The sequence below is a fragment of the Vitreoscilla massiliensis genome (assembly GCF_001457815.1).
GTDB lineage: Bacteria > Pseudomonadota > Gammaproteobacteria > Burkholderiales > Neisseriaceae > Vitreoscilla > Vitreoscilla massiliensis.
In genome coordinates, this window is record NZ_LN898220.1 from 449,198 (window position 1) to 463,145 (window position 13,948).

The 13,948-nt window shown below is 46.9% G+C and carries 13 protein-coding genes; all 13 read right to left on the reverse strand.

Translation table 11 applies throughout. The features are described 5' to 3' along the window. Positions 1–63: 63 nt before the first annotated feature. The 13 genes from BN3003_RS10955 to BN3003_RS11015 all read right to left on the reverse strand — a co-directional run bounded on the left by BN3003_RS10955 (position 64) and on the right by BN3003_RS11015 (position 13,940). A complete protein-coding gene (locus BN3003_RS10955) occupies positions 64–363 on the reverse strand; it encodes a DUF2818 family protein (RefSeq protein ID WP_058356692.1) in 300 nt (99 codons plus the stop codon). A gap of 89 nt (positions 364–452) precedes the next feature. After that, positions 453–1,913: an NADH-quinone oxidoreductase subunit NuoN gene (gene nuoN / locus BN3003_RS10960; RefSeq protein WP_058356693.1), complete on the reverse strand. Its 1,461-nt coding sequence runs from the start codon at positions 1,911–1,913 to the stop codon at positions 453–455. 11 nt (positions 1,914–1,924) lie between these two features. Then, positions 1,925–3,424 (reverse strand): NADH-quinone oxidoreductase subunit M, encoded by a 1,500-nt coding sequence (locus BN3003_RS10965; protein WP_058356694.1) that lies wholly within the window; start codon positions 3,422–3,424, stop codon positions 1,925–1,927. 33 nt (positions 3,425–3,457) lie between these two features. Continuing rightward, entirely contained in the window at positions 3,458–5,479 is a 2,022-nt protein-coding gene (nuoL, locus tag BN3003_RS10970) for an NADH-quinone oxidoreductase subunit L (protein ID WP_058356695.1), read from the reverse strand. A 27-nt stretch (positions 5,480–5,506) separates the two neighbouring features. Beyond that, complete coding sequence (gene nuoK / locus BN3003_RS10975) at positions 5,507–5,812, reverse strand: NADH-quinone oxidoreductase subunit NuoK (RefSeq protein ID WP_058356696.1); 306 nt, start codon at positions 5,810–5,812, stop codon at positions 5,507–5,509. Beyond that, the gene (locus BN3003_RS10980) at positions 5,809–6,456 is read right to left on the reverse strand and encodes an NADH-quinone oxidoreductase subunit J (protein ID WP_058356697.1); all 648 of its coding nucleotides are present in this window, start codon (positions 6,454–6,456) and stop codon (positions 5,809–5,811) included. Before BN3003_RS10980 ends, nuoK begins: the two co-directional genes overlap by 4 nt. A gap of 6 nt (positions 6,457–6,462) precedes the next feature. Further along, the gene (nuoI, locus tag BN3003_RS10985) at positions 6,463–6,942 is read right to left on the reverse strand and encodes an NADH-quinone oxidoreductase subunit NuoI (RefSeq protein WP_058356698.1); all 480 of its coding nucleotides are present in this window, start codon (positions 6,940–6,942) and stop codon (positions 6,463–6,465) included. A 19-nt stretch (positions 6,943–6,961) separates the two neighbouring features. Then, positions 6,962–8,008, reverse strand: a complete 1,047-nt coding sequence (nuoH, locus tag BN3003_RS10990) for an NADH-quinone oxidoreductase subunit NuoH (protein ID WP_058356699.1) — start codon at positions 8,006–8,008, stop codon at positions 6,962–6,964. A 2-nt stretch (positions 8,009–8,010) separates the two neighbouring features. Further along, the gene (gene nuoG, locus BN3003_RS10995; RefSeq protein WP_058356700.1) at positions 8,011–10,299 is read right to left on the reverse strand and encodes an NADH-quinone oxidoreductase subunit NuoG; all 2,289 of its coding nucleotides are present in this window, start codon (positions 10,297–10,299) and stop codon (positions 8,011–8,013) included. A gap of 30 nt (positions 10,300–10,329) precedes the next feature. After that, the gene (gene nuoF / locus BN3003_RS11000) at positions 10,330–11,625 is read right to left on the reverse strand and encodes an NADH-quinone oxidoreductase subunit NuoF (RefSeq protein WP_058356701.1); all 1,296 of its coding nucleotides are present in this window, start codon (positions 11,623–11,625) and stop codon (positions 10,330–10,332) included. After that, positions 11,625–12,104: an NADH-quinone oxidoreductase subunit NuoE gene (gene nuoE / locus BN3003_RS11005; RefSeq protein WP_058356702.1), complete on the reverse strand. Its 480-nt coding sequence runs from the start codon at positions 12,102–12,104 to the stop codon at positions 11,625–11,627. Before nuoE ends, nuoF begins: the two co-directional genes overlap by 1 nt. Further along, complete coding sequence (locus BN3003_RS11010; RefSeq protein ID WP_058356703.1) at positions 12,104–13,357, reverse strand: NADH-quinone oxidoreductase subunit D; 1,254 nt, start codon at positions 13,355–13,357, stop codon at positions 12,104–12,106. The genes nuoE and BN3003_RS11010 overlap by 1 nt, the downstream gene beginning before the upstream one ends. Beyond that, positions 13,350–13,940 (reverse strand): NADH-quinone oxidoreductase subunit C, encoded by a 591-nt coding sequence (locus tag BN3003_RS11015; protein WP_058356704.1) that lies wholly within the window; start codon positions 13,938–13,940, stop codon positions 13,350–13,352. Before BN3003_RS11015 ends, BN3003_RS11010 begins: the two co-directional genes overlap by 8 nt. Positions 13,941–13,948: the final 8 nt, after the last annotated feature.

Below are 13,948 nucleotides of genomic sequence, written 5' to 3' on the forward strand. Positions count from 1 at the left end.
GTGGATACCAACACATGGTTTTAATCCATGCACATTCTAGCGCACACAGACTTTACAGGCCGCTTAAGCATGGTTGCGACTGTGCCAGAAATAACGCCACACAAATGCTGGAAAGGCGAAGACCACAAACAAGGCCAAGGTCACCACGAAGAATTCCCAGTCTTTTTGGTGCACGGGACCTGCTTGCGCTTCAAACACATAGGCCAACACGCCCGTCAACGCATAACCCACTGCCAATTCCACTAAATGGTGACCGAAATGCTTGCGTGGCAATGTGATGATGCCAAACCATTTCTGACTTAAAAAGGGGCTGTTTGCCAACACCACCGCCACCAACAGCAGCACATACATCGCCGTTGTCATGAAAACTCCTCGTTCAAATTCAAGACGCACTATAGCAAAACGGCAACCACAAGGGTTGCCGTAACACAAATATCAGTGATATTGCGGTATTACATGGTCAATTTCAAGGCTTGGATGCACCAGTCAACCACAGATGATGGGAACACGCCCAACAATACCAAGGCCAAGCTGTTCAACGCCAACAAAATCCAGGCATCGGCTTTGAAATCGCCTTTGATGTCATTGGTAGGCTCGTCGAAGTACATCACTTTGACAACGCGCAAGTAGTAGAACGCACCAATCAAAGACATGATGACCGCGAACACAGACACCCACAAGTACATGCCTTCACCAGTAGCAATCAATGATTTCAAGATGCTCAATTTGGCGTAGAAGCCCATCAATGGCGGGATACCTGCCATAGAGAACATCGCTACCAACATCATCAACGCCAAGTATGGGTTCTTTTGGTTCAAACCAGCCAAGTCTTCCAAGTTTTCGCATTCGTGGTCTTTGTTAGACAAAGCCATTAACACACCGAAAGCCACCAAACCCATCACCATATAGGTAATGGCGTAGTACAAAGCAGCAGCGTAACCACCGTTTTGGAAACCACCGATGTAGCCCAACATCACGAAGCCCATGTGTGACACGGTTGAGTAACCCAACATGCGTTTGATGTTGGTTTGCATGATGGCGGCCAAGTTACCCACCAACAATGAAGCCACTGCCAACAAGGCGAACATTTGTGTCCAGTCTTGTGCCAAGTTAGGCAAGGCAGTACCAACGATGCGGAAGGCAAATACCATGGCCGCAATCTTAGGCGCAGTACCGACAAATGCAGTCACCGCAGTAGGCGCACCTTGGTAAACGTCAGGTACCCACATGTGGAAAGGCACCACACCCAATTTAAACGCAATGCCCACCACCACAAAAATCAAACCGATGGTCAACAACCATTGATGGCTTTCTTGTTTGGCTTGAATCGCATTCAACACTTCGTTCAATTGCAAATGGCCAGTCGCACCGTAAATGAAGGAAATACCGTATAACAACAAGCCAGATGCCAAAGCACCCAATACGAAGTATTTCAACGATGCTTCGGTGGCTTGCAAGTTGTCGCGGCGCAAAGCCACCATGGCGTACAAAGCCAAAGACAACAATTCCAAGCCCACATACAAGGTCAAGAAGTGGTTAGCAGAAACCATTACCTGCATGCCCAATAAGGCAAAGAAGGTCAAAGTATAGAATTCACCTTTGAAGATTTCGCGGTTGGCCAAATAACGGCGGCTGTAGATGAACAATACAAACACACCCACATACATGGCCAATTTGGCCAATTGTGAAATGCCGTCATTGACGAATAAATTACTGAAAGCTGCTTCTGGTTGGCCATGCCAAACCATCACTTGCGACACCGCAACCACCACGATGCCCACCAAGCTCAATACGTAGGTTACCCAACGATTGCGGTCGTTAAGAAACAAGTCTATCAGTAGCACGATGCCCAACACACATAACAGCGTAATTTCTGGTATGGCGGGGGTTAAATTTAATTCTGCCCAATTCATTCAATACGTCCTTAAATTTTGCTTTGTGCGACTTGTTCAATTAAGGTATTTGCTGCTTGATGTACCACTGCGATGAACGGTTCTGGATAAATACCCATGCCCAATACAGCCACAGTCAAGATAATCAAAATCAACAACTCGCGTCCGTTCACATCTTTTAATTGACGCACTTCTTCGTTGGCAACCGCACCGAAAATCACACGTTTGTACATCCACAAAGTATAAGCAGCACCAAAAATCAGTGTAGACGCAGCCAACATACCCACCCAGAAATTAAACTCGGTAGCACCCATGATGACCATGAACTCACCAATGAAGCCTGAAGTCGCTGGCAAACCGGCATTGGCCATGGCAAACAACATCATGAACGCAGCGAATTTAGGCATGCTGTTCACCACACCACCGTAATCGGCGATGTTACGGGTGTGCATGCGGTCGTACATCACACCGATACACATGAACATGGCAGCTGACACGAAGCCGTGTGAAATCATTTGCATGATGGCGCCTTTCAAGCCCCAGTCATTCAAATAGCCATTCACGAATAAGAACATACCCAAAGTCACAAAACCCATGTGGCTGATAGAAGAATAAGCCACCAGTTTTTTCATGTCGGTTTGTACCAAGGCCACCATACCCACATACACCACAGCAATCAATGACAACACGATGATGGCTGGCGCGAAGAAGTGAGCGGCATCTGGCACGATAGGCAAGATGAAACGCAAGAAACCGTATGCACCAATTTTCAAGGTAATTGCTGCCAACACCATAGAACCACCGGTAGGCGCTTCCACGTGGGCGTCAGGCAACCAAGTGTGTACTGGCCACATTGGCACTTTCACCGCGAAAGACAAGAAGAAGGCGATGAAAATCAGGATTTGGGTGGATTTGGCAATCTGTGGAATCGCTTGCATGTCCAAGATGGCGAAGCTGCCGCCAGTCAAACGAGACAAGTAAATCAACGCTACCAACATCAACAATGAACCCAACAAGGTGTACAAGAAGAATTTAATCGACGCATACACACGACGTGGACCACCCCACACACCGATGATCAAGTACATCGGAATCAACATGCCCTCGAAGAATGCGTAGAACAAAATCGCATCCAAAGCCGAGAAAGCACCGTTAATCAAACCAGACATGATTAAGAACGCAGCGAAATACTGTGCTGGGCGTTTTTGGATGACTTGCCAGCCAGCCAACACCACCAACACGGTCGTAAACGCATTCAAAATCACAAACAAAACCGAAATACCATCAACACCCAAATGGTAGTTCAAACCCAATGCAGGAATCCAGCTTGCAAACTCGGTGAACTGCATGCCGCCGTTTAAGCGGTCGAAACCGCTAAACAGAGGCAAGGTCACCAAGAAGCTCGCTAAAGCTCCGATTAAGGCTACCCAGCGTGCGATGTTTGCTCGCGCGCCATTGGAACCAATCACCGCCACGATGATACCGGCGAGGATGGGTAACCAAATTGCCAAACTTAGTAAATGATTTAACATATTTATTAGCCTAAAAAACCCATTTCAAATCGATTAGCCCACAATCAGCGGCCACAACCAGCACACTGCCAATACCAACACCCCGAATACCATTGCTGCTGCATAGGTATACACAAAACCGGTTTGGAAACGACGGACACCACTGGCAATACAGCCAACCAATTTGGCACTGCCATTGACGATGCAGTTATCGATGATGAAGCTGTCGCCTACTTTCCAGAACAAAGTACCCAATGCGCGTGAGCCTTTGGCAAACACAGCAAAATAGATATCATCCAAGTAGTATTTGTTATCCAACAAGGTGTAAATCGGTTTGATGCTGCTGACGATTTTAGCTGGGAGATGAGGCGCTTTGATGTACAAGAACCAAGCGGTCAATACACCCAATGCTGACAAAATCACTGGCAAAGCCAAGAGACCGTGCATGGTCATCGCAAACCAGCCGTGGAATTCTTCCGCCATGATGTGCATGGTTGGGTGTGCTTCCAAATTGTAATGAATCACACCTTTGAAGAAATCGCCATAAACGAAATGATCAATCAAATAACCTGCGAACACAGATGGGATTGCCAACAATACCAATGGCAAGGTTACCACCCATGGGCTTTCTTTTGGATTGTCAGTAGGTGCCAAACCGTGATGGTGACCGTGGTCATCATGATGGTCGTGGTCTTTGTGTTCACGCCAACGCTCTTTGCCCCAGAACACCATGAAATACTGGCGGAAGCAATACAAAGCAGTCACAAACACAGAGATGATCAAAGCCACGTAGGCAAAGCCGGCTGCTGGCAATTGTGAGGCATGTACCGCTTCAATGATGGAATCTTTTGAATAGAAACCAGAGAAGAACGGTGTACCTATCAATGCCAATGAACCCAATAACATGGTGATGTGGGTAATCGGCATGTATTTACGCAAGCCACCCATATTGCGCATGTCTTGGTCATGGTGCATACCGATGATCACAGAACCTGCTGCTAAGAACAACAATGCTTTAAAGAAAGCGTGTGTGGTCACGTGGAACATTGCGATAGAGTATGCAGACACACCCAAAGCCACGGTCATGTAACCCAATTGTGACAAGGTAGAGTAAGCCACCACACGTTTGATATCGGTTTGGATTAAACCCAAGAAACCCATAAACAAAGCCGTAATGGCACCAATCACCACAATCACATTCAATGCAACAGTCGACATTTCATACAATGGTGACATGCGTGACACCATGAAGATACCTGCAGTCACCATGGTGGCCGCGTGGATCAATGCTGAAATCGGTGTTGGGCCTTCCATAGAGTCTGGCAACCACACATGCAATGGGAATTGTGCAGATTTACCCATCGCACCGACAAATAACAACAAGCACGTCACGGTCATCAAAGACCAGTCCACGCCTGGGAACAATTGGATGGTGGCATCTTTTAATGCAGGGGCTGCAGCAAACACATCAGCGTAGTTCAAGCTACCGCCGAAGTGAGCCAATACCAAAGCAATGCCCAACACAAAACCAAAGTCACCGACACGGTTAACCAAGAATGCTTTTAAGTTGGCGAAAATGGCAGTGTCGCGTTGGAAGTAAAAACCAATCAACAAATAAGACACCAAACCCACAGCTTCCCAACCGAAGAACAACTGTACAAAGTTGTTACTCATCACCAACATCAACATTGAGAACGTAAACAATGAGATGTAAGAGAAGAAGCGTTGGTAACCATCATCTTCACTCATGTAACCGATGGTATAGATGTGCACCATTAAAGACACACTGGTCACAACCACCAACATCAATGCCGTTAAGCTGTCGACCATGAAGCCTATGCCAAAATCCAAACCACCCATGGTGAGCCATGTGTAGATGTTTTGGTCAAAGACCTGACCTTTGCCTGTCCAGAAGTCGTACAAGACGCCACAAGACAGCACAAAGGAAATGGCCACACCCAAAATCGTCACGATATGGGCACCTTTACGGCCGATTACCTTACCCATCAAGCCAGCCAGCAAAGAGCCGACCAGCGGGGCAAGTGCAATCACTAAATACAAATTCATTTTATCCATAATGATTGATTTCTTCTTGGGTGAATATTAGCCCTTCAGGCTGTCTAAATCTCGTACGTTAATACTGTGACGGTTACGGTAAATCAATACCAAAATCGCCAAACCGATGGCAGCTTCAGCAGCCGCTACCGTCAATATGAAGAATACAAAGATTTGTCCGGCGGTATCGCCTAAATACTGAGAAAAGGCCACAAAGTTAAAATTCACCGCCAATAACATCAATTCAATTGACATCAAAATGACCAAGACATTTTTACGGTTCATGAAAATGCCCATGGCACTGACACCGAATAACAAAGAGGCCAAAATGAGATAGTGGGTAATCGAAATCATGATTTCACCTCTTGTTTGGTTTCACCTTCAGCAGTTGCAACTTCTTCTACTTCAGGTTGAATTTTCACCATGCGATAACGGTCTTTGGCTTGTACTTTAACTTGCTCAGCAGGATCGATGTAGCGTGGGTTTTTATTACCGCGGTGGGTCAAGGCAATCGCTGCCACCATACCCAATACCAACAACACCGCTGCCAACTCAAATGGCAACAAGTAAGTGGTGTAAATTTCGCGACCCAATGCACGCACATTGCTGTAATCGGCAGGCACATCAGCCATGGCACCGAAAGCAGCCAAGTTGGTTTTAGGATCAATCAAGGCCAAAATCAAGACCACGGCCATTAACACGCCAACCGTACCTGATACTGGCAAGTTTTTCCAAAAACCTGCACGCATTTCTTCGACATCGATGTTCAGCATCATCACCACGAACAAGAACAACACCATGACCGCGCCGACGTATACCAATACCAACACGATGCCCAAGAACTCAGCTTGCATCAACATCCACATCAAAGCACTGGTACAGAACGTCAGTACCAAGTACAAAGCGGCATGTACAGGGCTTTTGGCAGTAACGGTTTGCACCGCGCCGAAAAGCACTATTGCTGCAAATACATAAAATAAGATGGTTTGAAACATGATCTTCCCTTATCGATATGGCGCGTCAGCTGCTTTGCGTTTGGCGATTTCGTCTTCGTAACGGTCGCCAACTGCCAACAACATCGGTTTGGTGTAATACAAATCACCACGTTTTTCACCGTGATATTGAAGAATGTGTGTTTCCACAATCGCATCTACTGGACAAGCTTCTTCGCAGAAACCGCAGAAAATACATTTGGTCAAATCGATGTCGTATTGCGTGGTGCGACGGGTACCGTCTTCACGTTGCTCAGATTCAATCGAAATAGCCATCGCAGGACAAACTGCTTCACACAATTTACACGCGATACAACGTTCTTCACCATTTGGGTAACGACGTTGCGCATGCAAACCACGGAAACGCACTGATTGAGGCGTGCTTTCTTCAGGGAACATCAAGGTCAATTTCGGAGAAAAGAAGTTTTTCAACGTAATTGACATGCCCTTGAGAAGCTCAGTCAATAAAAATGATTTTACTAAATTAGCCATTGTTTTACTCTCTTATTCCTTACCACAGTGACCATGGAGAAATCATCCACAAGCCCAGTAAAGTCACACATACCAAGGTTACAGGAATGAATACTTTCCAACCCAAGCGCATGATTTGGTCATAACGGTAACGTGGGAAGGTTGCACGGAACCATAAGAAGCAATACAACACCATTGCCATCTTGATGAACATCCAAACCGGACTGGCCGCACCAATAATGCCCCAGCTTGCTGGGAATGGAGACAACCAACCACCCAAGAACAACAACGCAGTCAATGCACCAATCAAAATCATGTTGATGTACTCAGCCAAGAAGAACAAGGCAAACGCCATACCTGAGTATTCAACGTGGAAACCGGCAACGATTTCAGACTCACCTTCGGCCACGTCAAATGGAGCACGGTTGGTTTCGGCTACGCCTGAAATCAAGTACACCACAAACAATGGGAACAAAGACAACCAGTTCCAAGACAAGAAAGAACCGCCTGCAATGCCTTGACCTTGTTGGTTCACGATGTCAACAAAGTTCAAACTGCCAGACACCATAATCACGCCAACCAAGGCAAAACCCATTGCGATCTCGTAAGAGATGATTTGCGCTGAAGAACGCATCGCACCCAAAAACGCGTATTTTGAGTTTGAAGCCCAACCTGCAATGATCACACCGTACACACCAAAAGAGGTGATCGCCATGATGTACAGCAAGCTCGCATCAACATTGGTCAAGAACCAGTTATTTGAAAATGGAATCACTGCCCAAGCGGCAAACGCTGGCATCAATGACAACACAGGTGCCAATAAATACAAACCTTTGTTTGCCAAAGTAGGACGAATGATTTCCTTCATCAACAATTTCACCACGTCGGCGAACGGTTGAATCAAACCAAACGGACCGGTCACATTCGGACCCACGCGCAATTGCATGAAACCGATGACTTTACGTTCAAAATACGTCATGTAGGCCACGCACAAAATCAGCGGTGCCAAAATGATGACGATTTTTACCAGAGCCGATACCACAAAGCCCCAAGTTGGGCCTAACAGACCAATAAACCAAGTTTCCATGATTAACCTCTACCTAACTCAATTGCGTTATTCATGGCACCCAATACTTTATTTTGTGGATGAAGCGGTAAGGACACCACGTTTTCAGCGACGGTTTCATCAGCCACCACAGCCACAACCACACTGGCTGCACCAGATTTCACCACCACTTGTGCCGCGTCTGCCAATTGCAAAGCCGCCAAAGTTTTAGGGTGAACGCTGGCAGCAGGAACGGCTGCATGCACGGTTGCTTGCAATGGTGCCGAACGGCGCACCACTGAATCGGTTTGGTAGATGCCCACACCGCCCACACGTACCAAAGTAGATGCGGCCTGTAAATTGTTTGCAGCAGGGTTTTGGACTTGGTTGTTCAATTTGCTGACGATGCTGTCGCTGTTAATGCAAGCACGTGCCAACACTTCTTCAGAAGAAGTGTAATCGAAGCCATCTAATGCCAATTCATTGCCCAATACACGCAATACTTTCCACATAGGACGAGATTGTGCGTAAGGTTTCACCACGCCGTGGAAGCTTTGCAAACGACCTTCCATGCTGACGAAGCTGCCTGAGGTTTCGGTTGCTGGGGTTACTGGCAACATCACATCGGCCAATTCGCGCAAGCTTTCGCTTTGGAACGGTGTCAAGGCAATCACGGTTTGCGCTTGCAACAAAGCCTGTTTCGCGGCTTCGCTACCTGCCCAATCCATATCAGGTTCAATATTGAGCAACATCACTGCTTTTTGGCTGCCATTCAAAGCAGACACAGGATTCACTGCACCATTGGCGGCTTTAAAGCCGATGGCTTCAGCACCAACGCTGTTGGCAGCTTGTGGCAACACACCCAATACTGAGTTAGTGGCAGCGGCCAAAGCCTGAGCTGCGGCATAAATTTGTGCAAATTGCGGATGGTTGATGGCATCAGCACCCAATACGATGCTGGTTTTCTCGCCTTCAGCCAATTGTTTGGCCGTCGCAGCGATGAATTCACTGGCATCAGCAGCTGGAGCAGCCAATTGGTTCAATACTTCTACCCAAGTTGCTGGGTGAGCGATGTGTTGAGCGGCGTGCATGCGCAATTGTTGTTCGCTGCTACCGATAACACTCAAGCCCATGCCTTCTTTAACCGCTTGACGGATGCGCGCAGTCAATAAAGGTTGTTCTTGACGCAAGTTAGAACCGACTACCAAGACCGCATTGCTGCTGCCAAAGTCGTTAATGCTTTGACCCAACCACAATGCGCCTTGTTGAGCAGCATCTAAGCTGAAGTCTTGTTGGCGCATGCGGGTATCAATGCTGTTCACACCCAAGCCAGCGGCCAATTGTTTGGCCAATAACAATTCTTCAACGGTTGAGTTAGCATTGGCAAACACAGAAATCGCGTTGGCGCCATGATCGGCAGAAACGCCTTGCAAGCCTTTGGCCACATAAGCCAAAGCAGTTTGCCAATCGGTTTCGTGCCATTCACCACCGTGTTTGATCATAGGCTGTGCCAAACGCTCAGCATGATTCAAACCTTCGTAAGCAAAACGGTCGCGGTCAGACAACCAGCATTCGTTAATCGCTTCGTTTTCCAATGGCAACACGCGACGCACTTGGTGAGATTTCACTTGTATGATCAAGTTAGAACCCAAGGCATCGTGAGCAGAGATGGATTTACGACGAGACAATTCCCAAGAACGCGCATCATAACGGAACGGTTTGCTGGTCAATGCGCCCACTGGGCACAAATCAATCACGTTACCAGACAACTCGGTTTCCAAAGTTTTGCCGCGCATCGGTTCGATTTCAGAGAATTCGCCACGATTGGTCATGGCCAATTCTTGCCAGCCGGCGATTTCATCGGTGAAACGCACGCAACGGGTACAGTGGATACAGCGTGACATTTCTGCTGCTGATACCAATGGACCCATGTCTTTGCCGATAACAGAGCGCTTGGCTTCTTCATAGCGGCCTGTAGATTTACCGTAACCGACAGACAAGTCTTGTAATTGACATTCGCCACCTTGGTCGCAAATTGGGCAATCCAATGGGTGGTTAATCAACAAGAATTCCATCACGCCTTTTTGCGCTTTTTTGGCCACTTCAGACTGAGTGTACACTTTCATGCCATCGGTCACAGGGGTCGCACAAGCAGGCAACGGTTTGCGTTGTTTCTCAACTTCTACCAAACACATACGACAGTTGGCAGCAATTGATAATTTTTTATGGTAACAAAAATGCGGAATATAGGTACCGGATTTCAAAGCAGCTTCGATGACCGTGCTGCCCTGCTCTACCGATAATTCCTTACCATCAATTTCAATTTGTAACATATATTAGGTAATCCTATTTCACACGGGGTGTTAACACCATTTATGGTTGCATTTACACTTTTTGTGCTCAATGTGGTACTCGAACTCATCACGGAAGTGTTTCATCATGCCTTGTACTGGCATCACCGCAGCATCGGCCAAAGCGCAGATGGTTTTACCTGCCATCTGATCCCCCACTGATTCCAACAAGTCCAAATCTTCAGGACGGCCTTCACCGTTTTCAATGCGGTGAATGATGCGGTACAACCAACCCGTACCTTCACGACAAGGCGTACATTGACCACAAGATTCTTCGTGATAGAAATAAGCCAAACGCTCCAAGGCTTTCACCATGCACACGTCTTCGTCCATCACAATCACCGCACCTGAACCCAACATAGAGCCCGCTTTGGCAATAGAGTCGTAGTCCATATTGGTTTGCATCATGATGTCAGCAGGAATCACTGGCGCAGAAGAACCACCCGGAATCACCGCTTTTAATTTCTTACCGTCTTTCATGCCACCACACATCTCTAACAACACAGAGAACGGTGTACCCAATGGCACTTCGTAGTTACCTGGGCGTTCAACATGGCCTGAAACTGAGAACAATTTGGTACCGAAGTTGTTTTCCAAACCAAATTGGTTAAAGCTAGAGGCGCCATCACGAATGATGAAAGGCACAGAAGCAAACGTTTCGGTATTGTTGATGGTGGTCGGTTTACCGTACAAACCAAATGACGCTGGGAATGGTGGTTTGAAACGCGGTTGGCCTTTTTTACCTTCTAAAGACTCAAGCAAAGCGGTTTCTTCACCACAAATGTACGCGCCATAACCATGGTGGGCATACAATTCAAAGCTGAATTCCGAACCCATGATGTTTTTGCCCAAGAAACCTGCCGCGCGGGCTTGGTCTAAGGCCACTTCAAAGCGTTCGTAATCTTCAAAGATTTCACCGTGAACATAGTTATAACCTGCCACTGCACCCATGGCGAAACCGGCAATAATCATGCCTTCAATCAACGCATGTGGGTTAGAGTGCATGATGTCGCGGTCTTTGAACGTACCTGGCTCGCCCTCGTCGGTGTTACACACCACGTATTTGGCACCTGGGAACGAACGTGGCATGAAACTCCATTTCAGGCCGGTTGGGAACCCCGCACCGCCACGACCACGCAAACCAGATGCTTTGACTTCTGCAATCACATCGTCTTGAGTCATGCCCGTGCTGAGCAGTTTTTTCAAACCTTCGTAACCACCGCGTGCAACGTAAGCTTCCAAAGTCCAGCAATTAGGGTCTTGAGTGTCTACGCCGTTAAAAATCACACCAGATTTTAAAATCGCCATTAACTCGCACTCCACTCAGCTAATTTTTGGTCTATGGCTTCTTTGGTCATAAAGCTGCACATTTTGTAATTGTTTAAAATCAACACTGGCGCATCACCACAAGCACCCATGCACTCACCTTCAACCAAGGTGAATTTGCCGTCTTTGGTGGTTTCACCAAAGCCTATGCCCAATTTTTCTTTCAAGTATTCACCAGCAGCCATACCACCGCGCAATGCGCATGGCAAGTTGGTGCACACGGTGATTTTGTGTGTACCAACAGGGTGCAAATCATACATGTTATAGAATGTGGCCACTTCCAACGCTTGCGCAGCAGGAATGCCGACATATTCAGCAACATAATTGATGGTTTCAACTGACAAATAGCCAAGCTCTACTTGCGCAATGCGCAAAGCACCCATAATGGCAGAACGGTTTTGTTCTTTCGGGTATTTGGCCAATTCACGGTCTATTTGTTTTAACGATTCAGCTGACAACATTATCGGTCAACCTCCCCAAATACGATGTCTTGTGTACCAATGATGGCCACCACGTCAGAAATCATGTGGCCGCGTGACATTTCATCTATGCCTTGTAAGTGTACAAAGCCTGGTGCACGGATTTTTAAACGATACGGTTTGTTGGCGCCATCAGACACCACATACACACCAAATTCGCCTTTAGGATGCTCAGTACCCACATAAATTTCACCTTCAGGAATGTGCATGCCTTCGGTAAAGAATTTGAAGTGGTGAATCAACTCTTCCATGTTTTCTTTCATGTCAACACGGTGAGGAGGAGCAAATTTGTGGTCATCAGTAATCACTGGACCTGGATTTTCACGCAACCATTTAACACATTGCTTGATGATTTTGTTAGACTCGCGCATTTCTTGGATGCGGCACAAGTAACGGTCGTAACAGTCACCATTCACACCAACAGGAATATCAAAGTCCACATTGGCATAAGCATCGTAAGGTTGTTTCTTACGCACATCCCACTCGATACCAGAACCACGCAACATCACGCCCGTAAAGCCTTTGTTGAGTGCACGTTCAGGCGTTACGATACCGATGTCTACCAAACGTTGTTTCCAAATGCGGTTGTCGGTGAGCAAGTTTTCGTACTCATCCACACAGCCTGGGAAGCGGTTGGTAAAGTCTTCGATGAAATCAAGCATGGTGCCTTCGCGCGCTTGGTTCATTTGTTTCAATTGTTTGGCATTGTGGAATTTGTTGCTTTCATACTTAGGCATGAAATCAGGCAAATCACGGTACACACCACCTGGACGGAAGTAAGCAGCATGCATACGCGCGCCAGAAACGGCTTCGTACATGTCCATCAAATCTTCACGTTCACGGAAGCAATACAAAATCACCGTCATCGCACCGATGTCCAAACCTTGCGCACCAATGTTCATCAAGTGATTCAAGATACGGGTGATTTCGGCAAACATCACACGGATGTATTGCGCGCGAATCGGCACATCTATGCCTGCCAATTTTTCCAATGACAAGCAATACGCTTGTTCATTACACATCATAGACACGTAGTCCAAACGGTCCATGTATGGCAAGTTTTGGATGAAGGTGCGGGTTTCCGCTAATTTTTCTGTACCACGGTGCAACAAACCAATGTGTGGGTCAGCACGAACAATGGTTTCACCCTCAAGCTCCAAAATCAAACGCAACACACCATGCGCTGACGGGTGTTGAGGGCCGAAGTTAATGGTGTAATTTCTAAGTTTAGCCACCGTACTGCTCCTCTCGCACGATGCGTGGTGTAATTTCACGCGGCTCAATGGTCACAGGTTGGTAAACCACACGCTCTTGTTCTTGATCGTAAATCACTTCTACATAACCTGATATTGGGAAGTCTTTACGGAAAGGATGGCCGACAAAACCATAGTCGGTCAAAATGCGACGCAAGTCTGGATGGCCATTGAACAAAATGCCATACAAGTCGAACGCTTCGCGTTCAAACCAATCGGCACTGCTGTAAAGACCAGTTACCGATTCCAAAATCGGCAATTCATCGTCTTCTGCAAACACTTTGATGCACAAGCGTTGATTCAAAGCCACAGACAACATTTGCGAAACTGCTGCAAAACGGAAACCTTCCCATGCTTGTTCGCGGTATTCGCTGTAGTCCATACCACACAAATCCAACAATTGCTCAAACTGCAATTTTGGATGGTCACGCAAGGTTTTCATCACTTCTAAATAATCAGCAGCGCGGCATTCTATGGTCACACGACCTAAGTCTGCTTTCATGTGGCTAATTTTGGCACCCAAAGCTTCTTGCAATGCGGCCTGTAAAGTTTCTATCTTAGTCATTTACCCGC

Bases quoted from the DNA above. Each gene is read 5' to 3' on its own strand.
- BN3003_RS10955 (WP_058356692.1), bottom strand. From the start codon at position 363: ATGACAACGGCGATGTATGTGCTGCTGTTGGTGGCGGTGGTGTTGGCA.
- nuoN (WP_058356693.1), bottom strand. From the start codon at position 1,913: ATGAATTGGGCAGAATTAAATTTAACCCCCGCCATACCAGAAATTACG.
- BN3003_RS10965 (WP_058356694.1), bottom strand. From the start codon at position 3,424: ATGTTAAATCATTTACTAAGTTTGGCAATTTGGTTACCCATCCTCGCC.
- nuoL (WP_058356695.1), bottom strand. From the start codon at position 5,479: ATGGATAAAATGAATTTGTATTTAGTGATTGCACTTGCCCCGCTGGTC.
- nuoK (WP_058356696.1), bottom strand. From the start codon at position 5,812: ATGATTTCGATTACCCACTATCTCATTTTGGCCTCTTTGTTATTCGGT.
- nuoI (WP_058356698.1), bottom strand. From the start codon at position 6,942: ATGGCTAATTTAGTAAAATCATTTTTATTGACTGAGCTTCTCAAGGGC.
- nuoH (WP_058356699.1), bottom strand. From the start codon at position 8,008: ATGGAAACTTGGTTTATTGGTCTGTTAGGCCCAACTTGGGGCTTTGTG.
- nuoG (WP_058356700.1), bottom strand. From the start codon at position 10,299: ATGTTACAAATTGAAATTGATGGTAAGGAATTATCGGTAGAGCAGGGC.
- nuoF (WP_058356701.1), bottom strand. From the start codon at position 11,625: ATGGCGATTTTAAAATCTGGTGTGATTTTTAACGGCGTAGACACTCAA.
- nuoE (WP_058356702.1), bottom strand. From the start codon at position 12,104: ATGTTGTCAGCTGAATCGTTAAAACAAATAGACCGTGAATTGGCCAAA.
- BN3003_RS11015 (WP_058356704.1), bottom strand. From the start codon at position 13,940: ATGACTAAGATAGAAACTTTACAGGCCGCATTGCAAGAAGCTTTGGGT.